The organism is Pseudoalteromonas sp. SWXJ133, from assembly GCF_015864365.1.
Lineage (GTDB): Bacteria > Pseudomonadota > Gammaproteobacteria > Enterobacterales > Alteromonadaceae > Pseudoalteromonas > Pseudoalteromonas arctica.
Window position 1 is genome coordinate 58340 of the sequence record NZ_JADYXJ010000008.1, and the last position, 26971, is coordinate 85310.

The 26971-nt window shown below is 39.7% G+C and carries 21 protein-coding genes and 1 other RNA gene; 13 read left to right on the forward strand and 9 right to left on the reverse strand.

Annotated features, from left to right (window positions below):
* The first annotated feature begins 1 nt into the window (after position 1).
* The 4 genes from dnaE to I6F40_RS08165 all read left to right on the forward strand — a co-directional run bounded on the left by dnaE (position 2) and on the right by I6F40_RS08165 (position 6196).
* Positions 2-3493 carry a DNA polymerase III subunit alpha gene (gene dnaE / locus I6F40_RS08150; protein ID WP_166379131.1) on the forward strand — a complete coding sequence of 1164 codons (3492 nt, stop codon included), beginning with the start codon at positions 2-4 and terminating at the stop codon, positions 3491-3493.
* A gap of 16 nt (positions 3494-3509) precedes the next feature.
* A complete protein-coding gene (accA, locus tag I6F40_RS08155; protein WP_007581016.1) occupies positions 3510-4466 on the forward strand; it encodes an acetyl-CoA carboxylase carboxyl transferase subunit alpha in 957 nt (318 codons plus the stop codon).
* A gap of 83 nt (positions 4467-4549) precedes the next feature.
* Complete coding sequence (tilS, locus tag I6F40_RS08160; protein WP_166379127.1) at positions 4550-5854, forward strand: tRNA lysidine(34) synthetase TilS; 1305 nt, start codon at positions 4550-4552, stop codon at positions 5852-5854.
* Positions 5855-6196 carry a hypothetical protein gene (locus tag I6F40_RS08165; protein WP_166379125.1) on the forward strand — a complete coding sequence of 114 codons (342 nt, stop codon included), beginning with the start codon at positions 5855-5857 and terminating at the stop codon, positions 6194-6196.
* 233 nt (positions 6197-6429) lie between these two features.
* Here the strand turns inward: I6F40_RS08165 and I6F40_RS08170 are convergent, their stop codons facing one another.
* Positions 6430-7326 carry a GGDEF domain-containing protein gene (locus tag I6F40_RS08170; protein ID WP_166379123.1) on the reverse strand — a complete coding sequence of 299 codons (897 nt, stop codon included), beginning with the start codon at positions 7324-7326 and terminating at the stop codon, positions 6430-6432.
* Between the two features lie 132 nt (positions 7327-7458).
* Here I6F40_RS08170 and I6F40_RS08175 point away from each other — a divergent pair, with 132 nt between their 5' ends.
* Complete coding sequence (locus tag I6F40_RS08175) at positions 7459-9432, forward strand: monovalent cation:proton antiporter-2 (CPA2) family protein (RefSeq protein ID WP_166379121.1); 1974 nt, start codon at positions 7459-7461, stop codon at positions 9430-9432.
* Positions 9433-9460: 28 nt separating this feature from the next.
* On the opposite strand, the gene I6F40_RS08180 is transcribed toward I6F40_RS08175, so the two are convergent.
* On the reverse strand, positions 9461-10606 hold the full coding sequence (locus I6F40_RS08180) for a patatin-like phospholipase family protein (RefSeq protein ID WP_166379119.1): 1146 nt from the start codon (positions 10604-10606) through the stop codon (positions 9461-9463).
* Positions 10607-10845: 239 nt separating this feature from the next.
* Here I6F40_RS08180 and I6F40_RS08185 point away from each other — a divergent pair, with 239 nt between their 5' ends.
* The 3 genes from I6F40_RS08185 (at position 10846) to I6F40_RS08195 (ending at position 13783) form a co-directional block, all read left to right on the forward strand.
* Positions 10846-11721, forward strand: coding sequence for a DUF3014 domain-containing protein (locus tag I6F40_RS08185; RefSeq protein WP_166379117.1), 876 nt, complete (start codon positions 10846-10848; stop codon positions 11719-11721).
* A gap of 139 nt (positions 11722-11860) precedes the next feature.
* An RNA gene (gene ffs / locus I6F40_RS08190) (signal recognition particle sRNA small type) lies at positions 11861-11957 on the forward strand.
* A 299-nt stretch (positions 11958-12256) separates the two neighbouring features.
* Positions 12257-13783: an acetyl-CoA hydrolase/transferase family protein gene (locus I6F40_RS08195; protein WP_197192742.1), complete on the forward strand. Its 1527-nt coding sequence runs from the start codon at positions 12257-12259 to the stop codon at positions 13781-13783.
* A 206-nt stretch (positions 13784-13989) separates the two neighbouring features.
* Here the strand turns inward: I6F40_RS08195 and I6F40_RS08200 are convergent, their stop codons facing one another.
* Positions 13990-14874, reverse strand: a complete 885-nt coding sequence (locus I6F40_RS08200; protein ID WP_197192743.1) for a dihydrodipicolinate synthase family protein — start codon at positions 14872-14874, stop codon at positions 13990-13992.
* 10 nt (positions 14875-14884) lie between these two features.
* Complete coding sequence (locus I6F40_RS08205) at positions 14885-15661, reverse strand: aldolase (RefSeq protein WP_197192744.1); 777 nt, start codon at positions 15659-15661, stop codon at positions 14885-14887.
* A gap of 109 nt (positions 15662-15770) precedes the next feature.
* Here I6F40_RS08205 and pdxR point away from each other — a divergent pair, with 109 nt between their 5' ends.
* From pdxR to I6F40_RS08225, 4 genes are all read left to right on the forward strand, one after another.
* A complete protein-coding gene (pdxR, locus tag I6F40_RS08210; RefSeq protein WP_197192745.1) occupies positions 15771-17231 on the forward strand; it encodes a MocR-like pyridoxine biosynthesis transcription factor PdxR in 1461 nt (486 codons plus the stop codon).
* Between the two features lie 248 nt (positions 17232-17479).
* Entirely contained in the window at positions 17480-17725 is a 246-nt protein-coding gene (locus I6F40_RS08215) for a TfoX/Sxy family protein (protein ID WP_231609330.1), read from the forward strand.
* A 173-nt stretch (positions 17726-17898) separates the two neighbouring features.
* Positions 17899-18210: an EthD family reductase gene (locus I6F40_RS08220; RefSeq protein WP_002958288.1), complete on the forward strand. Its 312-nt coding sequence runs from the start codon at positions 17899-17901 to the stop codon at positions 18208-18210.
* 219 nt (positions 18211-18429) lie between these two features.
* Entirely contained in the window at positions 18430-20565 is a 2136-nt protein-coding gene (locus I6F40_RS08225) for a TonB-dependent siderophore receptor (protein WP_197192746.1), read from the forward strand.
* Positions 20566-20600: 35 nt separating this feature from the next.
* On the opposite strand, the gene I6F40_RS08230 is transcribed toward I6F40_RS08225, so the two are convergent.
* The 5 genes from I6F40_RS08230 to I6F40_RS08250 form a co-directional block, all read right to left on the reverse strand.
* Entirely contained in the window at positions 20601-21695 is a 1095-nt protein-coding gene (locus I6F40_RS08230; protein WP_197192747.1) for a mechanosensitive ion channel family protein, read from the reverse strand.
* Between the two features lie 97 nt (positions 21696-21792).
* The gene (locus tag I6F40_RS08235; RefSeq protein WP_024592794.1) at positions 21793-22194 is read right to left on the reverse strand and encodes a DUF6691 family protein; all 402 of its coding nucleotides are present in this window, start codon (positions 22192-22194) and stop codon (positions 21793-21795) included.
* A 3-nt stretch (positions 22195-22197) separates the two neighbouring features.
* Positions 22198-22611: a YeeE/YedE family protein gene (locus tag I6F40_RS08240; RefSeq protein ID WP_007584056.1), complete on the reverse strand. Its 414-nt coding sequence runs from the start codon at positions 22609-22611 to the stop codon at positions 22198-22200.
* A 2-nt stretch (positions 22612-22613) separates the two neighbouring features.
* Positions 22614-23873 carry an OmpP1/FadL family transporter gene (locus tag I6F40_RS08245; RefSeq protein ID WP_197192748.1) on the reverse strand — a complete coding sequence of 420 codons (1260 nt, stop codon included), beginning with the start codon at positions 23871-23873 and terminating at the stop codon, positions 22614-22616.
* Between the two features lie 379 nt (positions 23874-24252).
* Positions 24253-25677 (reverse strand): sugar porter family MFS transporter, encoded by a 1425-nt coding sequence (locus I6F40_RS08250; RefSeq protein WP_197192749.1) that lies wholly within the window; start codon positions 25675-25677, stop codon positions 24253-24255.
* 661 nt (positions 25678-26338) lie between these two features.
* Between I6F40_RS08250 and I6F40_RS08255 the strand changes: the two genes are divergently transcribed.
* Entirely contained in the window at positions 26339-26893 is a 555-nt protein-coding gene (locus I6F40_RS08255) for a DUF2971 domain-containing protein (RefSeq protein ID WP_231609331.1), read from the forward strand.
* Positions 26894-26971 lie beyond the last annotated feature (78 nt).

Below are 26971 nucleotides of genomic sequence, written 5' to 3' on the forward strand. Positions count from 1 at the left end.
CATGGCTGCTCCTGATTTTGTTCATTTAAGAGTTCATTCAGATTTTTCGATGGTTGACGGCCTTGCTAAAACAAAGCCAATAGTTGCTAAAGCGCAAGAGCTGCAAATGCCCGCTATTGCGATTACCGATCAAATGAACTTTTGTGGCTTAGTGCGTTTTTACGGCGCAACACATAACGCCGGTATTAAGCCTATTGTGGGTGCTGACTTTTGGGTTCGTAGCCCAGAATTTCCTGACGAGCCAAGCCGCTTAACCATATTAGCCAAAGACAACGACGGCTATAAAAATATTACCTTATTAATATCTAAAGCGTATCAACGTGGGCATGTGTTTCATCGCCCAGTGATTGACCGAGAATGGCTGGTGGAGCATAAAACGGGCCTAATTATTCTCTCGGGCGCTAAAGATGGTGACTTAGGTAAAGCGTTACTAAAAAATAATCCAAGTGTTATTGAATCGGTAGTTAGCTTTTATAAGCAGCATTTCAGCGATAACTACTACCTTGAGCTTGTTCGCACTAACCGACCGCTTGAAGAAGACTACTTACACATGGCGGTAGAGCTTGCTACCAAAGAGCAGTTACCTGTTGTAGCGACCAACGAAGTAGTGTTTTTAAAGCCTGAAAACTTTGAAGCGCACGAAATTCGCGTTGCTATCTTTGACGGCTACACGCTTGATGATAAACGCAGGCCTAAGCGATTCTCTGAAGAACAATACCTAAAAACATCAGAGCAAATGGCTGAGCTGTTTAGCGACATTCCAGAAGCTCTACAAAACACAGTAGAAATAGCTAAACGTTGTAATGTTACTGTTCAGCTAGGGACTTACTTTTTACCTGATTACCCAACTGGCTCACTTAAGATTGATGAGTTTTTAGTTAAAGTGTCAGAAGATGGTCTTGAAGAGCGATTACAGTTTTTATTCCCCGACGACGAAGAGCGAAAAGTAAAACGCGTTGAATACGATGAACGACTTGATATAGAGCTTGGCGTAATTAACCAAATGGGATTCCCAGGTTACTTCTTAATCGTAATGGAGTTTATTCAGTGGAGTAAAGATAACAATATTCCGGTTGGGCCTGGTCGTGGTTCAGGTGCGGGTTCGTTAGTTGCATACGCACTTAAAATTACCGATTTGGATCCACTTGAATTCGACTTGCTTTTTGAGCGATTTTTGAATCCAGAACGTGTATCAATGCCCGATTTCGACGTCGATTTTTGTATGGATAGACGAGACGAAGTAATTGATCACGTATCGGCTTTGTATGGGCGTAATGCGGTATCGCAAATTATTACCTTTGGCACCATGGCTGCAAAAGCGGTAATACGCGATGTAGGGCGAGTGCTTGGGCACCCTTACGGGTTTGTTGATCGTATCTCAAAAATGATTCCAGGTGACCCCGGTATGACACTTGCTAAAGCGTTTGATATAGAACCGCGCTTGCAAGAAGCCTACGATGGCGATAACGAAGTAAAAGATTTAATCGACATGTGTCGCATCCTAGAAGGGTGTACACGTAACGCCGGTAAACATGCGGGTGGCGTAGTAATATCGCCAACCACTATTACCGACTTTGCCGCGCTTTATTGCGATGACGAAGGTAAGTTTCCGGTAACGCAATTTGATAAAAACGACGTAGAAACTGCAGGCTTAGTTAAGTTCGATTTCTTGGGTTTACGTACACTGACTATATTGCAGTGGGCGGTCGAAATGACCAATGTGCGCATGGAGCGCCAAGGTAAAGACCTCGTTGATATAAATACCATCCCACTGGATGATAAAAAAAGTATCGAGTTACTACTTCGCGCCGAAACGACCGCTGTATTCCAGCTAGAGTCGCGCGGTATGAAAGACTTAGTACGTCGACTTAAGCCCGACTGCTTTGAAGATATGATTGCACTCGTGGCCTTGTTCCGACCAGGTCCGCTGCAATCAGGCATGGTAGATAACTTTATCGACCGAAAACTGGGCCGCGAAGAAATCTCATACCCAGATGCGCAGTATCAGCACGAAAGCTTAAAACCAATACTTGATCCAACGTACGGCATTATCTTGTATCAAGAACAAGTAATGCAAATTGCGCAAGTACTAGCAGGTTACACGCTAGGTGGCGCCGACATGCTGCGTCGTGCAATGGGTAAGAAAAAACCCGAAGAAATGGCAAAGCAGCGTTCAACGTTTGAAGATGGCGCAAGAAATAACGGCATTGACGGCGAACTCGCAATAAAAATCTTCGACTTGGTAGAAAAGTTCGCAGGTTACGGCTTTAATAAATCTCACTCGGCGGCGTATGCACTTGTTTCGTATCAAACGCTGTGGATGAAAACGCATCATCCTGCAGAGTTTATGGCTGCGGTAATGTCGGCTGATATGGATAACACCGACAAAATCGTTATTTTGGTGGATGAATGTGAAAACATGAAGCTCACCTTATTGCCGCCAGATGTGAATGCAGGTGAGTTTAAGTTTACAGTAAACTTGCAAGGCGAGATTGTTTACGGCATTGGCGCGATAAAAGGCGTAGGTGAAGCACCGGTTGATGCAATATTAGAAGCGCGTGCAAAAGGGGGCCCATTTAAAGATTTATTTGATTTTTGTGCCCGAGTTGATTTAAAACGCTTAAATAAACGCGTCACTGAAAAATTAATTTATTCAGGTGCACTCGATAATTTAGGGCCAGAAAAAACGCAATCTGGCCGTGCTACATTACTAGCTAGTTTAAAAAGTGCAATGCGTGCGGCCGACCAACACAATAAAGCTGAGCTATTAGGGCAAAGTGATTTGTTTGGTTTATTAGCCACTGAGCCTGACGAAGTTGAACAAGCCTTTATTAAAGGCACAGGCCTAACTGATAACGAATGGTTAGATGGTGAAAAAGAAACCCTAGGCCTTTATTTAACTGGGCATCCGATAAATCAGTACCGCCGTGAGCTTAGGCATTATACCAGCGGGAAAATAGTTGATTTACAGCCAACGAACCGCGATGTATTTGCAACAGCCGCAGGTTTGGTGATTGCTTCTAGGGTATTAATTAATAAAAAAGGAAATCGTTGGGCCTTAGTAACTTTAGATGACAAGAGTGCACGGATTGATGTACGCTTGTATTCAGACGAGTTTGAAAAGTACCAAGATATGCTCCAAGTTAACAATATCTTGGTAATATCTGGACAGGTCAGCTTTGATAACTTCTCCGGTGGTATTACAATGACCGCCAGAGAAATAAACACCATTGCTCAAGCGCGTGAAAAGCGTATTAAAGCGATTAAAATGACGCTGAACATGGTGCAAGTCGAGGCAGGTTTCTTCGATAAATTACAAAAAGTACTCGAACCCTATAAAATGGGAACGTGTCCGATCAAGGTTTATTACCAACGTCCAGATGCGTTGGCGCAATTAACTCTTGGGATCGAATGGTGTGTTACGCCAAGTGACGACTTAATTCATAAGTTATCACTAATGGCTGCGCAAGATGTAGAACTAGAATTTAACTGATTAGGTAGTTTAGAGCATGAGCCTCAATTATCTTGATTTTGAGCTTCCAATTGCAGAATTAGAAGCAAAAATTGAAGAATTACAAAATATAAGCCGCGCTGGCGAATTAGACCTTGAGTTAGAAGAGGAAGTCAGCAAATTAAAAGAAAAAAGTGCCAAACAAAAACAGGAGATTTTTTCTAATTTAGGCGCTTGGCAAGTATCACAGTTAGCACGTCATCCGTTGCGTCCTTACACTCGAGATTATATCGAGCGCATTTTCACGGAATTTGACGAGTTTGCTGGCGATCGTACTTTTGCTAACGATCCGGCTATTTTAGGAGGCGTTGCGCGTTTAGATGGCGAACCAGTAATGGTTATTGGCCAACAAAAAGGCCGTGACACTGCTGAAAAAATTAAACGCAACTTTGGTATGCCAAAGCCAGAAGGTTACCGTAAAGCATTACGCTTAATGGAAATGGCTGAGCGTTTTAAAATGCCAATCATGACTTTTATCGACACGCCGGGTGCATACCCAGGTGTTGGCGCTGAAGAACGTGGTCAATCTGAAGCAATCGCGCGTAACTTAAAAGTAATGGCGACACTTAAAGTGCCGACAATATGTACGGTTATTGGTGAAGGCGGTTCAGGTGGTGCATTAGCTATTGGTGTTGGCGACAGAGTTAACATGTTGCAATACAGCACTTACTCTGTAATTTCGCCTGAAGGTTGTGCGTCTATTCTTTGGAAAAGCGCCGACAAAGCACCACTTGCAGCAGAAGCAATGGGTGTAACCGCAGAGCGAGTTAAAGAACTAGATTTAATCAGTAACTTAATTGATGAACCTCTAGGTGGCGCGCACCGCAATTACGATGCTATGGCACGTAACTTAAAAGTTCGCCTTAAACGTGACTTAGCAGACCTACAAGCGCTTACGCTTGAAGAAATGCTTGATCAACGTTACAAACGTTTAATGTCGTTTGGTTATTGCTAAACACATTAAATGTTAAAAAAAAGCCGCTTATGCGGCTTTTTTGCTTTAAAATGTTCAGAGTTTTTATATAAAAGTGCGCCCATATGCATACATCAGCAATTTATCAGCAATTAAAAAAATCATTAAATAGCTATATTGAGCAAGGTAACACCGCTTTTACAGTGGCGCTTTCTGGTGGCGTTGATTCTGTGGTGTTGTTGCATTTAATGCGCACTTTAAAAGTAGATAACCCTGCAATTAATGTATCGGCTATTTATGTCCACCATGGCTTGAGCCAGTATGCTGATGACTGGCAACACTTTTGCAAAAACGTATGCATTGAGCTTAATGTGCCTTTTGAAACTGCGAAAGTTGTTATTGAGCCGCAGTCGCGCACAAGTCTTGAAGCCCAAGCACGCGACGCCCGTTATAAAGCACTTGATGAACTAAGCCCACAAGGCAGCATTATTTTACTGGGCCAACACTTAAGCGACCAAGTAGAAACGTTTTTATTGCGCTTAAAGCGTGGCTCAGGTTTAAAAGGGCTTGGTTCTATGTATAAAGAGCGCTTGCTGCAAAGTGGGCGTATATGTTTTAGGCCATTGTTAAGTGTAACGCGCAGCGATATAGAAGCGTTTGCAGCGCAGTTTAATATTAACCACATAACCGATGACTCTAATACAGATGAAAGCTTTGACCGTAATTTTTTACGTTCAAAAATAGTACCCGTGTTAGCTGAGCGCTTTAATGGGTTTGAACAATGCACTGCACGAAGCATTGAACTACTACAGCAACAGCAAACTCTACTTGATGAATATACCCAGCTTGATTTAAATAAGTGTATTAACGAGCATCAAGCACTGTGCATTAGCAAAATAAGCGAGTACAGCGCAGCGCGCATTGCAAATATAGTACGTGCGTGGCTTGCACTATTTACACAAGTGATGCCATCGCAAAAGCAGCTCGAGCAAATAATTAATCAAGCAATGTGCGCAAAAAACGATGCACAAATGCGTATTGATTTGCTCGATGGGCAAATACGTCGTCATCAAGGTTATTTGTATTTTGTAACACCAAGTGAAGTATTAACAGATATTGAGCTGAATCATTCACAGCTAAAACTGGCAGACGGGCGCTTATTAATTAAAAGCACCGGTTACGGAGTAAGACCTCCACACGCTAATGAGCAAGTAATAGTGCGCTTTAATTGCAATAGCGCACGCATTAAACCACTTAAAAAGCCTGGTAGTAATACAGTTAAGCATTGGTTTAAAGATGCAAAAATAGCACCTTGGCTTCGCGCCAGTGTGCCGCTTATTTTTTATAATGATGAATTAGTGCAGGTAGTTGGTTATTTTATAAGTGCTAAGCATATTGATGAAAATGGTATTTTTTGGGAGTGTAAATAAATGAGTAAACAGCCGCATGTTGGTTTGTCGTTAGTAACAAAAGCGCCAATGGGTATGCTAATAACGGCCGTTATAGCTATTATTGCTAATATTTTACTTGAGCTAAATATAGTTACGCTAGGTTATGCAGTTGCGGGTGGAATTGTATCTGCAGTGCTTTTATTAGCTTATTGGTTAGGTAAAGGTGGATTGTTTTTTATTTTAGGCGTGAGCCTGCCACTGCTTTTAGTATTATTTACACCGCTTGCTACTATTACCGCATTACTTAATTTAATTAGCGGATTCTTTTTTGGCTTTTGTGCTGCTTTGTTTATTTATAAATTGATATACCAACCGGCATAAATATTTGAACAATTTAACGAATTAAATAACTCTATAACGTTGTTAAAAATTTTTCATTTAGAACAACTAGATATAAAAACTTGTGCCTAGTTATAGCGCAATTCCCTTGTCGTTAAAGAGACCCCATATATAAGTCGGTTGGTAAGTACCAAGTCTTGAAGCTGGAAGCTTTAGCAATAAAAAAACCTAGCGGGGGAAGCTAGGCTTTTTCATTCAATTAGTGTGAGCAAATGTTAGTAGGCTTTTGCGCAGTTTCTGCCAGATGCTTTTGCTTTGTATAAACCTTTATCGGCGCGAGCAAATATTTCTGTTTCGCAATCTTTGCTGCTAGCTAAAGTAAAGCCAATGCTGGTTGTTACTTTGTATTTAGACATTAGGGGTGACTTTCTTACTAGGCACATTATCCGCTCAGCAATCACTTTATTCGTTGTAAACTCAGGGTCTTCAATAAGTAAAGCAAACTCATCACCACCAAATCTAAATACAGAATCAGTGCCGCGTATGCTGCTACACAGTACTTTTGAAAACTCTTTAAGTGTATCGTCACCAATTTTATGGCCGAAGTTGTCGTTAACTTGTTTAAAGTTATCTAAATCAAGCAGCATTAAACTGAATGGACGTTGGTAACGACGACAGTTTTCAAGCTTTTGAAGTAAAAAGTCATTAAATTGACTGCGATTATTTAAGCCAGTTAATGCATCCTTTGTGGCAAGCTTTAATACTCGGCTATACATCATCGCATTACGAAGTGGATAAACCAGCGCAGTATGTAAAGTATGTAGCTTTTTCTCAATTGCTTGACCAAGCGGAAATTTACTAAAATAAATTAGCTGCCCTAAATGTTCTTTACCAATCGCCAAGTCAAAAATATAGGGTGTACTGCTTGTTTCGCTCTGTGATGTTTGTATAGTTCCCAGTGTTGACTGAAACTGTAAACCAGAGAAATTTAACAATTGTTTTGTAAATTTTGCATATATAGCTAAAACATCCTCAATTACTAAGCTAGTTTGTAGCTCTGCGACGAGTTTATGCGCTTCTGTTATCTCATTGGTTGGTGAGTGTTCAGCCGAAAACGGCAAAAAATCACCGCGACCAGACACACGCTGCGTCAAAATATGGACGTTTTCCATTAAATTCTCCCCCGTGGGTATTACTTTGCAATACCTAAGCGATTTTTGTGCCACATTTAAAATTGCATGAAAAAAAGATGGTTGTTATATTTAAAATAAGTCCCTTGGTTTAATTGACGCGTGAGGCCGAATTTGCAGAGTATTAATGTTCAAATTTTTGGCTTGCTAGTGGCAGCCGTTCTTTTTGTGTGGTTTTTTAAACGTATTGGCTTGCCGCCTATTTTAGCGTACCTAGTAACCGGGGTTTTAGCCGGTAGCCATGGTATTGGTTGGTTAGCGCAATCTCACGAAATAGAGTTTGTAGCAGAGCTTGGTATCGTTTTTTTGTTATTTAGTTTGGGGTTAGAATTTTCTATTTCGCGGCTAATGGCAATGCGAAGCCTAGTATTTGGGCTGGGCTCGTTACAGGTGGGTATAACCAGTTTATTCTTCATTATTATTTTATATTGTTTAGACTTTTCTTTACTTACTAGTTTTACCATTGGCACAATTATGGCGCTTTCTTCTACGGCTGTAGTGGTTAAGCTATTAAAAGAAACGGGTGAGCTTAATCAGCGCCGTGGGCAATTGGCCGTTGGTGTACTGCTTTTTCAAGATATTGCTGTTGTTCCTCTATTAATAATACTTCCTTTATTTGCATCAAGCGACTCTCAAAGTATTGGCTGGGCTTTAGCGTTTGCCCTAAGTAAGGGCGCATTTGTATGCGTGCTTCTTTGGGCAATTGGTAAATGGGTATTGCCCATTGTGTTTAAAGAAATAGCGCAAGTACGAACCGATGAGTTGTTTGTGCTTACCACTATATTAGTAGCCTTATTTGCGGGCTTTTTAACGTATATGTTTGGCTTGTCTATGGCATTGGGCGCTTTTTTAGCGGGAATGATGTTAGGTGAGAGCAATTACAGGCATCAGTTAGAGGCCGATATACGTCCATTTCGCGATATTTTAATGGGGCTGTTTTTTGTAACTGTAGGCATGCAGCTCGATATTTTATTTGTGTTGGATCATGGCTTAATTATTATTGGTGCATTACTTGGTTTACTCATATTAAAAATAGCCGTGGTTACAATAAGTGCACGGCTGATGCATGAGCGAAATCAAGACTCGCTTGCCTGTGGCATCATGCTATGGCAAATGGGGGAGTTTGGCTTCGTACTTATCGCACTTGCTGGGCAGCATGAGTTATTAAATTCAGAGCAGGCATCATTTTTAATTGCCCTTGGTGTGTTATCAATGGCATTTACACCATTTTTGATTGATAAAACGCCATTTATTTTAAAGCGTTTGGGTATACTCGATCGCCCTAGTTTAGCGCTGGAGAGTGAGCCACAAAGTAGTACACTTTATAGTGACCATGTTGTTATTTGTGGTTTTTCGCGTGTTGGGCAAACTATAGCGCGTTTTTTAAAGCCCGAAGCAATAGACTACGTTGCCATTGAAAGTAACCCAATTTTAGTACAAGAAGGCAAAGCGGCAGGTGAGCCTGTTATATTTGGCTATGTTAAACAAAAAGATATTTTAAAGTGCGCAGGAGTAGAGCGAGCTCGCTTGGTTATTATTACTTTTACAGAGCTTGATCACGCACAAGTTGTTATTGATGCCATAAAGCAAATAGCACCCAATGTTAAAATACTTATTCGTACTCGTGACGATAGCCAGTTAGATTATTTAAAAGGGCTAGGCGTAACCGAAGTAGTGCCAGAGTCGTTAGAGGCGAGCTTAATGCTCGTGTCGCATGTGTTGTCTATGTCGGGCGTACCGATGACGCGTATTGTGCGTAGAGTAAGTAAAGAACGTCGTAATCGTTATCCATTAATGCAAAGCTTTTACGCAGGGTATTTTAAAGATAGCGAAGATGCCTCAAGTGATAGGCTAGAGTACTTACATGTTGTAGCGCTACCTCAGCAAGCTTATGCCGTGGGTAAAACAATTGAAGATCTTAATTTAGAAAAGCGGCGAGTACTGGTAAAAGCACTACGCAGAGAAGGAGCCGAAATAGATACGCCATCAGCGCAAACAACATTATTGGCTAATGACGTTTTAGTATTACAAGGTAAACCAAGGCGTGTTGAGCGGGTAGAGCACTACCTGCTCGACGGAATCGAATAGTGACTTAGATTAATCTAACTCTGAAAGATTAATCTAGCTCTAAAAATTCACGCATCTTAGGCAACTGCGCCATACCGTCTTCATAGCCAATTTGCATTAAATGCTGGGTGTAGCGTTTTTCAAACAATAGGTAACTGGTTAAGCTCGATTGCGAATGCTTTTTTACACCTATGGTACGTAGCAATACTTTAATGGCCCATGGCATATCGTCGTAATACTGCGCTGCAATTGCGTTAAAGTTTTGCGAAGGGTTAATGACAAAGGTATCGATTTGTTTAAGTTCTTGATGTTTATCACGAGCGGGTAACAGCCCTAATGTCCGGTTAATACGAGCTAAACGCTCCAAATCCGATTGCATGGTGTCGGTAAATACACTGTCGAGTAAATGCCCTGCAACAGCAGATAGACCCGGATAATGTGGCGAGTAACCCGGTGGATGTAATTCTTTAGGTTGGTCGACCCCAATAATAAATATTTTTTCAGCACCTAAATGAATCGACGGACTCAGCGGAGAAAGTTGATGTATAGAGCCATCCCCAAAGTAATGGTTATAAATATTTACACTTGGAAACACCATAGGGATGGCACTCGATGCCATTAAGTGCTCAACATTAATGCGCGTAGCTTGGCCTTCGCGTTTAGCACGCTGCCATGATGTTTGCGTATTAGATTGAAAAAATGCAACAGAGTCGCCCGTTGTATAACTTGAGGCCGTAATAGACAGCGCATCTAAATAATTACGATGTAAATTGCGCTCAATGCGGTGTAAATCTAAAATTTCGTTTAATAAACCACGCAGAGGGCGGTTGTTTAGCAAGCTCGCTGGTGGATGGTTAATATGTTCTGACTGAAAGCTCGTTAAAATATTACGCGCAATATGACCAAATACGCTTAAAAAATCACTTTTATAGACCATAGAGGTTGAAAAGTTTTTCCAAACTGATTCAAGCTTTCGTACAGCTAGATGCGCACAGGAGGCGTAACATGCTAAGGCAGCTGAGTTAATAGCCCCAGCAGAGGTGCCATTTATTACTCTAAATGGCAATGGAGCAGTACGAGGCATACTATGAGCTAGCGCTTTAAGGACACCCACTTGATAAGCAGCTCGTGCGCCACCACCTGTGAGTAATAAGGCAATTTTAGGTTTTTGTGGATCAACTTGCTTGATTTTCATATTGGTGGTTAAACTGTTCTACGTCTTTACTTTATTTATTAACTGTAAGTCTTTAAGCTAGAAGAATCAAAGGATAACTGCCCTAATACTTATTACATTGTTTAATCACCCAATTTAGTACGTAACTTACTTTGCTATAATTGCCGTATTATAAAATGTCATAGTATTTGTGTAAGAATGAATTTAATCCACTTAGCGTACTCTAAGTGATATCGCATTTTAATTTTTATGGAGTTTGTATGTCAGATAAACCAGAAGCGTCAGATGTTCAAAAACGTCCGCCTAATAATAATTTTCTTTTCGCCGTTATTGTTTTAATAATAGTTGTGTGCGCAGCCGCGTTTGTACTATTAAAGCCAAGTGATGAGCCACAAACACGTACAGAGGTAGAGCCCGCAGTTAAAGAGCAACCTATGATGGAGCTTAAACCTGAAAACGATCCCGTAGTTGACGCACCATCAGTTATGCCAGAAAAGCCAGCAGAGCTTGAAGTGCCAGTACAAAGCTCAAGTGAGCCTCTGCCTGAGGTAAAACCATTACCAACGCTTAACGAAAGTGATGCAGTTGTTGTTGCTAAAATGGACGAGTACCTAAGCGACTCAGTAATGAGCTTAATGGTGACTGACGATGTTATTCGTCGTGGTGTGGTATATGTAGATAACCTAGCAAAAGGAAAAATAGCTAAAAAACACATGCCTGTTGTACAGCCAGAAGAAAAATTTAGCGTGAATGAAGGTGATATCTTAACTATTAACCCTAACAGCTACGAGCGTTATACACCGTATGTAAAAATATTTACCAGTATGAGTGCAGCGCAAGCCGTTCGCATGTACGAAGAGTACAAGCCACTTATTAATAATGCATATAGTGAAATTGGTTACGGCGATGACGAATTTAATCAAACGCTAACGGATGCAATCGATTTATTACTTGATACGCCTGAGCCTGAAGGGGACTTGCCGTTACTTCGTGATTCAGTAACGTACCAGTATGCGTTTTCGGAGTGGGAGCAATTACCAGATGCACAAAAACAGCTTTTACGTATGGGTCCAGAAAACATGAAAAAAGTAAAAGCAGCATTACGTAATATAAAAGCGCAGTTAGAGAACAATTAATACGCACTAAAATAGCTAAATACGCCGCGATTGTATATGAAGTATGCAATCGCACTTTCTTTTTAGATTATCCCTTGAATAACAGAGCAAAAGTAGAGATAATCCCTCCCGCGCCAACCAAGGCCCTCAATGGTAGTCTTATTGGTCCTCTCGCAACACTAGCAGGCGAACCTGGTCAGGCCCGGAAGGGAGCAGCCACAGTTTGTGACGTGTGTGCCGAGATGTGGCTGGTAAGACTGCCACCCAAATTCCTCATTTGGGTGTTTAAATTAATAAATATTATTCTTCAAAAAATATTACATCCTTTTAATAAATCCCATTTGTTTTATAGATTAATTTACAGATTACTTTATAGAAATATGTGTCATTTTTGTTAAAGTAGTTGCCAAAAGGTATGTGGTGATATTAGCAAATAGTAATATTAACTCCCTTTTTAATATATTGCTCATCCTCGATTCGTAAATACGACTTAAGTCTATATTGTGTAGTACGAAGTTAGGATTAGAATAATGTCAAATTTAGAGAGGAGCTCAGTATGCACTTGGAACGTATTCGCAATAGTAACCTGCATGACAAGGTAATGCCGGCAGAACAAGCAAGCCAATTTATTAAAGATGGAATGACTGTAGGGATGAGTGGTTTCACTCGCGCCGGAGAAGCTAAAGCAGTACCCAGAGCATTAATTGAGCAAGTCAAAAAAAATCCAATCAAAATAAATTTAATGACGGGTGCGTCATTAGGTAATGATCTAGACAAGCTATTAACAGAAGCGGGCATTTTAGCGCGTCGTATGCCTTTTCAAGTAGATAGCACTTTACGTAAAGCGATTAATAACGGCGAAGTTATGTTTATTGATCAGCATTTATCTGAAACGGTTGAGCATTTACGTAACCATCAATTAACCATGCCTGATGTGGCTGTTATTGAAGCCGTTGCCATTACCGAAGAAGGGCATATTGTGCCAACTACATCGGTTGGTAATTCAGCGAGTTTTGCTATTTTTGCCAAAGAAGTCATCGTTGAAATTAATATGCTGCATAACCCGAATCTTGAAGGTTTGCACGATATATACATTCCATCTTATCGTCCTACTCGCCAACCAATGCCGTTAGTTAAAGTAGATGATAGGATTGGTAGCACTGCAATTCCTATTGATCCTGCAAAAATTGTTGGTATTGTTTTTACTAACCAAAGCGACTCGTTTTCTACAGTTACCGACCCTGATGAAGACACCGCCGCTATTGCGCGCCATTTAGTTAACTTTTTTAAAGACGAAGTGGCTCAAAATAAATTGCCAGCTAATTTAGGTCCGCTGCAAGCAGGTATTGGTAACATTGCTAATGCAGTGATGATGGGACTACTCGATTCTGACTTTAAAGACCTAACAATGTATTCTGAAGTACTACAAGATTCGACGTTTGACCTAATTGACGCAGGTAAGATGAGCTTTGCATCGGGCAGCTCAATTGTTTTATCGGAGCGTTGTAATGCGCAGGTATTTAATAATTTAGAACAATACAAAGATAAACTAGTATTACGCCCTCAAGAAATTTCTAACCATCCTGAAATAGTGCGCCGTTTGGGAATTATTGCAATAAACACTGCGCTTGAGTTTGATATGTATGGCAATGTAAATTCAACACATGTTTGTGGCACACGAATGATGAATGGTATTGGTGGCTCGGGTGATTTTGCTCGTAATGCTCATTTAGCAATATTTGTGACTAAATCGATTGCTAAAAATGGCGCTATTTCAAGCGTAGTGCCTATGGCGAGTCACGTTGATCATAACGAACACGATGTTGATATTTTAGTAACCGAGCAAGGCTTAGCTGATTTACGCGGTTTAGCGCCGCGTGAGCGAGCGATACAAGTCATTAAGCACTGCGTGCACCCAGATTATCGTGACGATATGTTAGATTACTACAATCGTGCTTGTGAGCGTGGCGGGCATACCCCTCATTTACTTGAAGAAGCGTTTAGTTGGCATATTCGCCTTGAACAACAAGGCAGCATGAAAAAAGTATCCGCAACAGATGCTCCAGTGCAACTGTCTGCATAAGCATTTTGGTTTATTAAAATTGAATTAGTTAGTTTTATACTTACTTTTGAACCGCACTAGTGTCAGCTCAATCAGCTTTGATTAGTGCGGTTTAATAAAAACTTTAAGCCCAAAATAATTTTATACCTACTATTTGCATACCTTTCCCAGCCACCTTTTATTTATATAATCCTACAAATACAAAATACATTGGTTTGAGCGATGGTTTAACTAAGGCTATTTAAATTTAATAACATATCCTTAAGTTTTGCTTGTTCTTGCATAGATAGAGGTAAAAGTGGCTTTCTAGGATCACCAACGTCAATCCCTTGCAGTGAAAAGCCCGATTTAACGGCAGCAGCCAAACCCGATTTAACAATAAACTCTAAAAATTCGTACTGTTGATAAAATAACTCTTTTGCTTTGTTGCTATTACCACTTTGAACAGCTTCAAATAGTTGCTTAGGTTTATCGCCAATTAAGCACGGAGCGGCAGTGCACCAACCAATGGCGCCAGCGTTTAGGGCCTCAAGAGCCGTATGATTACAGCCATTAAAAAATGGTACCGCGCCATTGGAAAGCTTATAAATTTTGTGCATACGTTGTATGTCGCCAGTACTTTCTTTAATCATGGTTGCATTTTTTATGTTGTTAACCATCTTCAGCATAAATTGAGGAGACATATCAACTCCACACGTCGCAGGGTTGTTATATATCATAATAGAAAGAGGAGTCGCATCAGATACACTTTGATAATGCGCATAAATCTCATCTTCACTCAATTTATAATAAGAAAATGGCGAAAGCATTATCACATCAGCACCAATGCTGTGCGCATACGTCGCGCGCTTTAGTGCTTGCTCAGTGGTTAATTCAGCAATACCAATAACAACGGGCACTCTACCTGCTACATATTTAACTGTGTAACTGGCAACATTTTCCCATTCGGTTTGGCTTAAATAAGCGGCTTCGCCTGCACTGCCTAAAGCGGCTATAGCATCTACTTTGGCTGTGAGTAATGTATCAATAACAGCTCTTAGCTTATCAAAGTCAACACTTTGGTCATTGTTAAAAGGGGTTATTGGGTAACCTATAATTCCTGATATATTCATTTTATGTGCCTTAAATACAGTTAGTGTGATTTTTTAATGCCTGTCTTGCGTAGTACGCAAAATTGACTTTATTTCGTTTGTCGGTAGAAACCCAGTCGTGAGCTTCTTGAGCTGGTTTGTGAGGAAGCGGCTTAATTTCACCTGCAGCCATTGCGAGTAATTGCAATTTAGCGGCTCGTTCAATCAATATTGCGAGGTTGCACGCCTCTTCAATATTTTTGCCTATAACAAGCTGCCCGTGATGTGCAAGAAACACAGCACGGTTTTTACCTAGTGCTTTTGAAATAAGCATTCCTTCTTCGTTACCAACCGGTACGCCAGGCCAGTCAGCCACAAAAGAACAATCGTTATACAACCCACATGTATCCATTTGAGATATGATCAAAGGGACTTCTAGCATCGATAACGCAGCAATATGTGTTGGATGTGTATGAATGATGCAGTTTACTTCTGGGTGCTCTTTATAAATCCATGTATGAAAACGGTTCGCAGGATTAGCCATACCTTCTTCATCTAAAGGCTTTAGATCCTGATCGACTTCAATTAGATTTTTGGCACTTACTTCGTCAAAACCTAATCCAAATCGTTGTGTTAAAAAGGTATTATTTTTCTCTGTACGGCTAGTAATTTGCCCCGCTAACCCAGAGTCGTGGCCTTTATCAAATAATATTCGGCATGTTAGCGCCAGTTTTTCGCGATCTGTTAAGTTGCTATCTTGAATGAGTGTTTGCATGTCTTGCTGCGCATTTTGCATCAAGGCTTCTTTAGTTGTATTTAGTGTTTTCATGTGAGTTATTCTCTTTTTATGTTTTGACAATGGCAGTAAGATAGCGATAATCTGGGTTAAAAATAAGAGCCAGAAATGCAAAGTTAAGGGGTCCAGTGATGAGGTATTTATGTTAAGACCTTGGGATATTCAGTTCACTTTTGAGGATAGCTGCGGTAAAACGCTCCATTCGAAACTATTGAACCGTATAACAAAAGACATTCAAACTGGGCGTTTAACGCCAGGAAGTATGTTGCCTGGCTCTCGCTCATTGGCTAATCAATTAGGTATTAATCGAAAAACAGTGCAACAAGTTTACGAAGAACTTGAGGTGCAAGGCTGGTTGAAAAGCAAACTGAGGCGCGGTACGTTCGTATCTGAAACACTACCAGAGCAAAGTTTGTCAGCTGCAAATACCAGTTTGATCAGCAGTACAAAAAAAACGAAACCATCATCTAAGCTGGTCGAAAATTTATATCTTGATGCTTTGGCGTTAGCTGATTGTGTATCAATAACAAATGATGGCACACCAGATGCTCGTTTAATTCCATATGAGTTATTGGCACGTACCTACCGGCGAGTATGCGTTAATTTAAGTCGTCATTCTAAGCTAGGTTACGGCGATCCTCGCGGTGCTATTGAACTTCGTAACTCAATACAAAAAATGCTCTCCAGCGATCGATTCATGAACTGCTCAGAACAAGAAATATGTATTGTGAGGGGGAGTCAAATGGGCATCTATTTAGCATCTAGAGTATTAGACTCCAAAAAAGGGGTCATTATTATGGAAGATTTATGTTACTTACCTGCAAAAGCCGCGTTTGAATCAAATGGTTTTAAAGTCGTTAAATGTAGATTAGATGACCAAGGGCTTGATATATCACATTTACGCGAAATACTCGAAAATCATAGTGTATCGGGTGTTTATGTTACTCCTCATCATCAATATCCCACAACGGTATGCTTGCCTATGCACAGAAGGCTGGCTTTGTTGGAGTTATCTAAAACACATCAATTTTCTATCATTGAGGATGATTACGATCATGAATTTCACTACGAGGCGAGTCCAATTCCGCCATTAGCGAGCCTTCCTAATTCTGAAAATGTAGTGCATATTGGCTCTATGTCTAAAGTGTTTGCGCCAGGACTTAGGCTTGGATACATCGTTTCGGATATTCAGTTTATTGAGCGTGCGGCACAAGAAATAGTACTTATTGATAGGCAAGGCAACACAATAACTGAGCATGTAATATCTGACTTGATGGAATCAGGTGAAGTAAAACGCCACATAAGAAAAGTAAGGCGTGAATATAAACAAAGAAGAGACTATACCGCGCAAGAGTTTACTCGAGTGTTTGGTGAAAAAATCTCTTTTATACTGCCCACTGGAGGTTTAGCTATTTGGGTTGATATTTCTAAGCTAGTTGAGGGAAGAGATCTTTCTGATTTTAAAAATAACGATTCGACGTTAAGTACGTTTTTTGCTATCGATCAAGAGTCACCGACCCACATACGTTTTGGCTATGGCGCTATTAGTATGGATGAGATAGCTGAATCGATTAAAAAATTATCGCAGCTACTAATAAAATAATGCCTTTATTGTAAGCTTGATGATCAATAAAAAAGTTTATAAGAGGATGAATAATGTATTTGTTGTTAGTACCTACTATTGCTTAGTAGCCTACATAATTAATCTCAGATTCATTCATTTAAAAAAAGAGATACTAAAATGGCGTTTGACAGAGGGTTAGAAGAGCGACTTTATGAGTTGTTTAATGCGCCCACGATTTAGTAGTAAAGAAAATGTTTGGTGGTTTATGTTTTATAATTTCGGAGTATATGTGCTGCGTAATAATAGGCAACAAGCTGATGGTGCGAGTCGGGCCTGAAAACTACAGCGATTGTTTAGCTAAACCTCATGTAACTGAAATGGACTTTACCGGAAAGCCAGTTAAGGGCTTGGTTTATATTTTGCCTGAAGGTTTTGAGTCTGATTCTGATTTAGCATATTGGGTAAATACGTGCGTTAACTTTGTAGAGTCTTTGCCGCCTAAACCTTTTAAAAAACGACCCGCACTTAAGTAAATTAGCGAAGTATCACCTTAATTAAAATAAGCACTGCAATCAAATTACTGGCGCTATGAGTATGAATACTTCATAATTGAGCGACTGCTCACTTATGTGTTTTTTACTTATGTATGATTCATACTGTTTCAAAAGACGCTTTAAATTTTTTAGTAAATAAAAGAGAGAATGTAATGATTAAAGTAAGCGTATTATACCCAAATAATGAAAGTGCTACTTTCGATATGGACTACTACTGTAAAACACATTTACCACTAGTTGCAGAGTTAGTTGGTAAAGCGCTTATATCAAGTAGTGCAGATGCAGGTTTAGCAGGTGGCGCACCGGGCGAAGCGCCAACTTATATTGCTATGGGGCATTTAGTGTTTGAATCGGTAGAATCTTTTCAGCAAGCCTTTGCACCTCATCAAGAAGTAATAGCGGCTGATTTAGTTAATTTTACTAACGTGTCTCCAGTAATTCAAATTAGCAATATTGCTGGGTAAATTACACGCTAAAACTAATTTAAGAATTACTTAATAACCCCTACTGTATTTAATACAGTAGGGGTTTTATTTTAACTGCAATAAAAGGGCTAGCGCTCTGTTTTAATTAATATTAGTTCTAATATTTAGATGTATTAAACCCGCCCTTGTGTTGATTATGAAAATGATAAGAGTTATCATTTAGCTTGTTGGCTATCTACACTTCTCCCAGGAATTATCATGTTTAACCCTAATTATTTGGCATTAAGTATTGCTGCGTCTTTATCTGTTTTTTCTAATATAGCTTTTTCACAACAAAACGACGACATTGAAACTATTGAAGTAACTGGCCGTGCCCAGCAATTTTACCTAGAAACCGAAAGCAAAATTGGGACTAAAACTAATTTAGATCTTATTAAGCTTCCGCAATCGGCTCAGGTTTTAACAGAGCAACTTATAATTGACCAAGCAGCGCGTGACATTACCGATTTGTACCGATCTATTGCGGGAGTGAGCGAATATAGCTACTCAGGCGTAACTTTTCGTGGTTTTAGAGATGACGCAAATGTATTTTACGATGGTGTGCGTGGCGACCCATATTCGGGCTTTGGTGTACCGCAGTTATTTAATGTTGAACGTGTTGAAGTATTAAAAGGGCCAGCCTCTGCTTTGTATGGCGGTGGCGAACCTGGTGGGATGATTAATTACGTAACCAAAAAGCCAAGCTACACACAAAAACGCGAACTAAAGCTTACTCTGGGTAATTACAACACCCGTGGTGCATCACTCGATATGACGGGTGGTTTAAACGATACAATGGCTTATAGATTGGGTGGTTATTATGAAGAGCAAGATAGCTTTCGTAACAATGCTGACTCAAAAAACACCGAGCTGACGGGTGGATTGTTATTTGATTTAAGTGATTCAACAACCCTAACCACAAGTGTTGACTACATTAAACAAGACCTAGGCGGAAACCGCCTACGTGGCGTACCGGTAGATGACAACGGCAATTTTTTAGTTGACCCAAGTTATAACGCTAATGAAGCGGTTGATTATCAAGATATGGAAGCGTTGGTGCTTCAAGCAGAACTTAGCCATTATTTTAATGATGATTTTTCTTTAAGTACTACGTTTCGTTACATGGATAACGAGCGAGACCAAGCCTACCATGAGTCGCAAAGTTGGGTAGATGTAAACGGCGATGGCATTGCCAATATTGACGACGAAACGATTAAGCGTGAATACCGCAAGCAATATCGCGCCAATAAAGAGGCAAGTGTAACCACCGACTTTGTTTATAACTTTGGACAAGGACAATTAACCCATCAGTTTTTATTTGGTGGTGATTACCACACCGTTGATACCGAATATGACTACTTACGTGCCCGATATGAGGCCGATGGCGTCGCTAATTTAAATATTTTTAATTTAAACTACGGTGAAACCGATCCAAGTACTTATAACCTCACCGACATGAACCGTGATGGCGTTGATACCGACCGATTTGGTGTATATGCACAAGACGTAATTAGCATAGGCGAGCAGTGGACAATTATTGCAGGTTTGCGCTATGACCATTTTAAAGAGTTTAATCAAGAAACTGGTTTTAGTTACTCAGATAACGACATAACGCCGCGCGTTGCTGTTACTTATCAGCCAGTAGAAAACACATCGGTATATATTAACTACTCAGAGAGCTTTAACCCTACATCGTCAGCCGACCAAGAAGATGTAGAAGGCGAAGGTAATTTAGAACCAGAAACCGGCAAGCAAATAGAGCTGGGTATGAAAAACCAATGGCTCGACGGCAAAATAATGAGCACCTTTGCAATTTACCAAATTAATAAAGAAAACGTGGTAATGAGCAACCCTGACGATACGGGAGCGGGGGATGGAATTGCTGCACTTTTAAATATAGGTGAAGTAGAAAGCCGAGGGTTTGAAACAACTTTAGTCGGCGATTTATCAGCGCACTGGACCGTAACGGCTAACTACGCTTACAACGATACGCAAGTGGTAGACGGCGTAACGGGTGATACGCTTTCAAATACATTTGGAGATGGTTCGCGCTTTGCTAATGCACCACGCCACCAGGCAGGTTTATGGACTCGCTACGCACTGGATTCGATTGACTCATCAATTGCCTTTGGTGCAAATTACGTAAGTGAGCAACTTAGTACAAGTGGTCAAAAAGTAAAACCATTTACCGTATTTGATATGAGCTGGACGAGTCGCTTTGACGACGTATTACTGAGTGTAAATATTAATAACCTGTTTGATAAAGAATACGCGGTTAGTGGATTTAGTGAACGAAACGGCCACTTTCCCGGCAGCCCTCGCGAAATTATTGGGCAAATAACCTACAAGTTTTAATACTTATTTAGCGCGAGAGTTACTCGCGCTTTGTTTTAAGTGTCGCCTTGCACCTTTTTATCACTATTAAATTTAGCTGATTCTTGAGTAGTGTTAATAGCCGTAATAGGGAAGGGGATTACAATACCTTCTTTTTTATAGCGTTTATGCAGGGCTTTTATAAAAGCAGATTTTACCCAAAAGCGATTAAAGTATTCTTTAGCTCTAAGCATTACCGTAAAGTTAATGCTTGATCTATCAAAGGTATGAAAAACCACAAAGGTATTGTAATCATCAACGCCCCATTCGTGTGAAATAAGTATTTCGCGAGCCACTTCAAGTGTTACTTGTTCAACAAATTCTAAATCTGAATCGTAATGTACACTTATATCAACAGGTACGCTTAGCTCTTTTTCAGGGTAAAAGTAATTAATAATACGCGACTTAGATAATTGGCTATTAGGTATAATAATCATATTGTTAGGTAGCATTTTAACCCATGTAGAACGCCAGCCTATATGATCAACAAAGCCTTGCTCCTTAGATTCAAGCTCAATAAAATCACCCACCCTTATAGGTTTATCTATTACTAGCTGCACGCCAGAAAAAAAGTTTTCAAGGGTGGGTTGCAAAGCAAGAGCAACAGCCAGTGACGTAATACCTAACGAGGCAATAATGGGCGTAATAGAAATACCTAACGTGCCCATTAAAACCAGTAATCCCACTGACGATAATGTAACGCGTATCACGCCTTTAATTATGCTTTTTGAATTAAAAACCACGGCTGATTGTTTACCATAGTAATTAATAGTGCCAATAATAAAGCGGTCTAAAAACATAATAAGTGCAAGCAGCGCTAATACAATATTAATGCTATTAAAAGGGATCTGCTGAGAAATAGAAGTACTAATAATGAAGGTGTCGTGCTCTAAAATGGTGAGCAGCACAATAATTGTGCACAGTGTTAGCGGCTTAGATATTGACTCTATTAGTAAAGTATCGAATATAAATTTGGTTTTTGAAGTCCATTTTTTTAGCCAGTACATTACAAAAAAACGAATTAAAAACAGTAGTATAGCTATAAGCAAAAGGGAGGACGCTGCGCCTAACCAAGGTGTGCTGTTAGAAAATTCCAGCGCTTTATTTAGCATAACTTAAACCTGTTCAATATAGTTTTATATATATTGCAGCAAGTTATGTACCTTTGTTTGGGTAAAAGTAGCTGCCGAGTTTAGTCGGCAGCAAATATTATACTTTTTTGGCTAACCACATACCGCCTAGCACGGCTGCAAAAAATAATAAAAACTCCATTTTAAGAGATACTAATTGAACCAAGCCCGGGCCTGGGCATATACCACTTAAACCCCAGCCTAAACCAAAAAGTACTGAACCGATTATTAAGCGTGCATCAATTTTTTTTAAATCACTTAAATTAAACGTTCCTGAAATAAGTGGCTTTTCTTTTTTTGCAACCCATAACCATGTAAGCATCATTATTAGCATGGCAACAGCCATCACTATAATTAAGCTTGCGTCCCATTGGTTTCCATAGGTAAGAAAGTTAATCACTTTAGCGGGGTTTGTCATCCCGCTAATAATAAGTCCTAAGCCAAATATAAAGCCTATAACAACCATCATAATTGCTTTCATTATTTATCCTACAAGGTTTGCTGTAATGAAGGCGACAAGCATAAATGTGCATGTTGCAACCCAAGAGCGAGCAGAAAAGCGCGACATGCCGCACACACCATGGCCACTTGTGCACCCATTAGCTAAAGTTGTACCAGCGCCAACTAAAAGCCCTGCAACAACAATAAGCCAAGGCGGTAATTGCAATTCGCCTTCTAATAAAGAAGGTGCAAATACCCTTACAGCCACTCCTGCCAACAACAACCCTAAAATAAAGTATAACTGCCAACGAGAGTCTGAATTTGCTTTAGCGAATACAGACTTAACAATGCCTGATATACCCGCAATTTTTCCGTATAAAACCAGTAATAACGTACACGCTATTCCTATTAATGCACCGCCTATTGCAGCCGATACTGGGGTGAATTCTGTTATCATTTTTAAATTTCCCAAACAATAGAAACGCCTAAACCGGTTTGTTTCATTTCGATTGATAATTGTTGATTAGGCGCTAAGTAGTTAGCACCCGTTACTTTTTTTGATGGCGAATAAAAAGCCATAGCGTTTAATTGTACCTTGTTGGTAAAAGAATGGCTAAAGCCAGTAGTAAAATGCCACTCTTGAACGCCCGGGGCTAAAATATTTAATATAACTTGAGAAGAAGGAATAGGCTGCTCGGTGTAAGACACCCCAAAACGAATCTTTTGTTGCGATGTACGCTGCCATTGATAACCAAGCTTATAAATAGTCATATCGTTCCAGCCAAACCCAGCGCCGGCGTTAGCTCCTAAAGGCGCTGACATTAAATTATTGACTGGATTTGCAATACTTTTTACTTCGCTGTAATTTATTTTTTGCCAATCAAATACAACCTGATTACTTGGGGTAAGCTTGTAGGCTGCGCCAAGTTGAAACGAACTTGGTAGATCAAATCCGCCTTGCTCTGCAAACAAACCTTTATAGCTATCAAACTCTTGCATAGACACTGATGAGCGGTAACTTGCCCCCCAGCTTAATGACGAATTTATATCTTGGCTAATACCCAGTTGAATGCCTAGGCCTGTGCTTGTATCGGTACCATTATTTGTAAGCGCTTCTGGTGATTGCGAAAAAGGAGCAAAGTTTCCAAGCCCTTGTGCTTCAAACTGTTGCACCACGTAAATAGGGGATACACCAAGGCGTGTTTGTTCATTCAACTTATAGCTTACTGTTGGGCTAATAAAGAGTTGTTTTAAATCAACGCCTGTTGTACCAGCGTAAAAAGTCCCCTCAGGAGAGGATTCTGCGCCGTACTCGGTATTCATACCGCCGTTGCCATACACTAATAAACCAATATTTACTTTTTCATTTAATTGATGGCCAATAGCAAACTCTGGAATTGCAAATACGGTGTTGTCGCTTTTTTGTGTTTTTGCTTCAAGATAAAATGCGCCAGGGTAAAAAGTATCTACTTTTGATGCAGTATATTTTCGTTCAGGTGAAAAAAGCTCTAAGCCCAGTGATAGCTCTGTTCCGTTAGGTAAAAAAGTTGCTGGATTATTAGCGCCAGACATTAACTCTTCTGACAGCGCTACACCTGCACCAGCCATGCCTTTGTGGGTCATGCCATAGCCGTGAGTAAAATAACCATTAGTAGCAAATGCACTGAACGAACCTAACGCGCACGTTAAAGCTAAGCCTGAAATTAACTGTTTTTTCATTTTAGTAAATACATAAAGTTGGAATGGGCGGACAATAGCTAATTTTTGATATTCTAAAAAGGAATTTAAATAGATTAGTTATAATAAAAGGTAATACGGCAATAGTTATAAAGCTAAAATAAATGAACGTAGATTGCTATTCAATCTTAGCTTAAGTTAAAAGGTTCGCTAACGTATTGAGCTATAGTGATATTTAAGCATGCAATCGGTAGCTACACACTTTGATATTAAAAGTATGCTGGTAAAAGGAGCGTTTACGTATCAACAGCAGTTTAAAATATATTTATTAATTAACGTCTAGCTCATCTAAACAATCATTCTTAAATAACGCCATTGTATGTAAAAGCAAAGCGGCGATTAATATCACCGCTTTTAAAAATCACATAGATTCAAGTGTTTTACCGCGTGTTTCTTTAATGTATTTAACAACAAAAAATATGCTTATAAGTGCCGATAACGCATAAAAGCCATAAGCGCCTGCAAGTCCAATGTTAGCCAGCATAATAGGGAAGGTCATGGTGATTGCAAAGTTAGCAATCCATTGTGCGCTAGCCGCAACAGCAAGCGCTGCACCACGAATACGATTATTAAACATTTCGCCCAATAATACCCATACAATTGGGCCCCAACTTAAGCCAAAAAATACCACAAATAAGTTAGCCATAATAAGCGCAAACGTACCCATGTTATCGCTAAGTGCAAGTTTGCCTGCTTCATCAAGGCCTGCACTGCCAAATATATAAGTAAGCGCGCTTAAGCTGATAAACATACCAATACTGCCTACAAGCAACAGTGGTTTACGGCCAACTTTGTCAACTAGGGCAATGGCAATAAAGGTCGATACAATATTAGTAGTACCTGCGAGCACATTTATAAATAACGATTGCGATTCATCAAACCCAGCGGCTTGCCAAAGCTCAGAGCCGTAATAAAACACCACGTTAATACCCACAAATTGCTGAAACACACTCAGCGCTACACCCACCCAAACAATTGGGTGTACTTTTTTACTGCCATCAATAAATAAATCGCGAATGCTTGGCTTTGTGTCGCTATGCAATGAGCGTTTAACATCGCTTATTTGCGCATTAACGTTGTCGTTCGATATTTTACTAAATACCGATTTTGCATCATCCACTTTACCTTGCGCCACTAAATAACGAGGCGACTCAGGAATAAACAAAACACCGACTAAAAACAACACAGCAGGCACAAGCTCAGCCCAAAACATCCAGCGCCAAGCGGCTATATCAAGCATTAAAATATTTTGTGCGCTGCCTGCTGCATCAGCAATTAAGTAGTTACTTAAAAAAGCAGCAAATAAACCCAGTACAATAGCGAGTTGTTGTAGTGTAGCTAAACGACCACGAAGGGCTGGTGGCGCAACTTCAGCAATGTAAGCTGGCGCTAATACCGATGCCGCACCAATACCTAAACCACCAAATAAACGGTAAAAAATAAACTCCGCAGAGCTTTCGCTAATGCCCGAACCAAATGCACTAATGGCAAAAATAATCGCGGTGATGATCATAATTGCACGGCGACCAAACTTATCAGCCAGCGGCCCCGCAGCAAGCGCACCTAAGGCACAGCCAAGTAACACAGACGCTACGTTAAAGCCCGTAGCTACACTGCTTGAATTGAAGGCATTACCCAGTGCCGATACCGTGCCGTTAATAACGCCCGAGTCAAAACCAAATAAAAAGCCACCAATAGCAGCAACGGCCGATATAAATATTACGTAAAAAAGAGAGGTGTTTTCAGCTGTGTTGGCTGAGTGGGAAGGCGGTGTGCGCGTTGTCATTATATGCCCTGAAAGTTAAATTAAATATAAAAGAGCATAATATCGTAAAGCGTTATGGTTGAATACATTTGTGCAGGTACAAAGGGTTTGGCCGGTATAAATTGAGCAGTGTTTTGAAGGTTTAATTTAAAGGTATTAGCTTAAAGGCGTTAGATTCAATACTTTGAAATTAAGTAGCGCCTTTTAAATAACACATGCTGAATTTTAATAAACAATGTGCTTTGTATGGGAAGTATCTGTTAGATCAATATCACTGTTCTCACCCATTTTGGTGTGTTTCTGCAATTACATAATCTGTTCGAAATTAAGTAATTGTTTACAGTTGGCTATTTGGTGGATAAGGTAAATGCATTGAATATAGGAACATTGTCGGTTTATAAAGCGAAAATGTCGTCGATTAAGTTGTTATGCCAATTCTATTCAGGGTGTGTGGAATTTGAACAATTATTTTAAGTATTGCCCAATCAATTCTCATGATGAATTAGATAAAGAATACTCCCTGATTAACTTGTTTAATGATCAAGTAACATTTTCACGGAGAAATAACTTCAATGATCTTTTTGATTCGAGAGTCGAGTTTAGAACACCGTCTCGAACGCGCGTAAGGAACACTTATAAAAAGCTCTCTGGGAGTTCAAAACTAACATTCAAACAACTTTACATGGGTAAAGAATCAAAACACAATTTTGAATCACTTCATACAAAAATGAATGAAATATTGGATAGCTACCTTTTTTACTGCATTACGGATGATCCCACTAATAATTTAATGTGGTCTCATTATGCTAATTCGCATAATGGTTTTTGTATTGAATGGGATAAGAGTTATGTAACCCCAGATAAGGTTACATACAAAAAAGCATTAGCAAATATTGATATTTTAGAATTAATAGAATCAACACTAGATTTGAGGTCAAAAGATGAATTAGGTATTCAAGCGTGGGATGCTCTAAAGGTGAAATTAAATGAATGGGAATATGAAAACGAATTTCGTTTAAAGTTAGGTAATGATTCTAAGCACCTTATTAAGCAAGATTTCAAGGACTTTGCGTTAGTTAAATCCCAACCTGAGTGGATTAAATCTATTATATTTGGGTATAGAATGCCTATGAAAACAAGGAAATATATTCGTGATAATGTTAATAAAAATATGATATTTAAAGAGATAGTTATTGCACCAGATAAATGTAGTCTTAATCTTCGAACATTGGCATAACAAGCACTTTAAACGGAACAAAAACAGTTTGTTACGTTTTGTTCCGCTACACATTATAGTCAGCAATTTTGTCCGCTT

Bases quoted from the DNA above. Each gene is read 5' to 3' on its own strand.
- dnaE (WP_166379131.1), top strand. From the start codon at position 2: ATGGCTGCTCCTGATTTTGTTCATTTAAGAGTTCATTCAGATTTTTCG.
- accA (WP_007581016.1), top strand. From the start codon at position 3,510: ATGAGCCTCAATTATCTTGATTTTGAGCTTCCAATTGCAGAATTAGAA.
- tilS (WP_166379127.1), top strand. From the start codon at position 4,550: ATGCATACATCAGCAATTTATCAGCAATTAAAAAAATCATTAAATAGC.
- I6F40_RS08165 (WP_166379125.1), top strand. From the start codon at position 5,855: ATGAGTAAACAGCCGCATGTTGGTTTGTCGTTAGTAACAAAAGCGCCA.
- I6F40_RS08170 (WP_166379123.1), bottom strand. From the start codon at position 7,326: ATGGAAAACGTCCATATTTTGACGCAGCGTGTGTCTGGTCGCGGTGAT.
- I6F40_RS08180 (WP_166379119.1), bottom strand. From the start codon at position 10,606: ATGAAAATCAAGCAAGTTGATCCACAAAAACCTAAAATTGCCTTATTA.
- I6F40_RS08185 (WP_166379117.1), top strand. From the start codon at position 10,846: ATGTCAGATAAACCAGAAGCGTCAGATGTTCAAAAACGTCCGCCTAAT.
- I6F40_RS08195 (WP_197192742.1), top strand. From the start codon at position 12,257: ATGCACTTGGAACGTATTCGCAATAGTAACCTGCATGACAAGGTAATG.
- I6F40_RS08200 (WP_197192743.1), bottom strand. From the start codon at position 14,874: ATGAATATATCAGGAATTATAGGTTACCCAATAACCCCTTTTAACAAT.
- I6F40_RS08205 (WP_197192744.1), bottom strand. From the start codon at position 15,661: ATGAAAACACTAAATACAACTAAAGAAGCCTTGATGCAAAATGCGCAG.
- pdxR (WP_197192745.1), top strand. From the start codon at position 15,771: ATGTTAAGACCTTGGGATATTCAGTTCACTTTTGAGGATAGCTGCGGT.
- I6F40_RS08215 (WP_231609330.1), top strand. From the start codon at position 17,480: ATGTGCTGCGTAATAATAGGCAACAAGCTGATGGTGCGAGTCGGGCCT.
- I6F40_RS08220 (WP_002958288.1), top strand. From the start codon at position 17,899: ATGATTAAAGTAAGCGTATTATACCCAAATAATGAAAGTGCTACTTTC.
- I6F40_RS08225 (WP_197192746.1), top strand. From the start codon at position 18,430: ATGTTTAACCCTAATTATTTGGCATTAAGTATTGCTGCGTCTTTATCT.
- I6F40_RS08230 (WP_197192747.1), bottom strand. From the start codon at position 21,695: ATGCTAAATAAAGCGCTGGAATTTTCTAACAGCACACCTTGGTTAGGC.
- I6F40_RS08235 (WP_024592794.1), bottom strand. From the start codon at position 22,194: ATGAAAGCAATTATGATGGTTGTTATAGGCTTTATATTTGGCTTAGGA.
- I6F40_RS08240 (WP_007584056.1), bottom strand. From the start codon at position 22,611: ATGATAACAGAATTCACCCCAGTATCGGCTGCAATAGGCGGTGCATTA.
- I6F40_RS08245 (WP_197192748.1), bottom strand. From the start codon at position 23,873: ATGAAAAAACAGTTAATTTCAGGCTTAGCTTTAACGTGCGCGTTAGGT.
- I6F40_RS08250 (WP_197192749.1), bottom strand. From the start codon at position 25,677: ATGACAACGCGCACACCGCCTTCCCACTCAGCCAACACAGCTGAAAAC.
- I6F40_RS08255 (WP_231609331.1), top strand. From the start codon at position 26,339: ATGGGTAAAGAATCAAAACACAATTTTGAATCACTTCATACAAAAATG.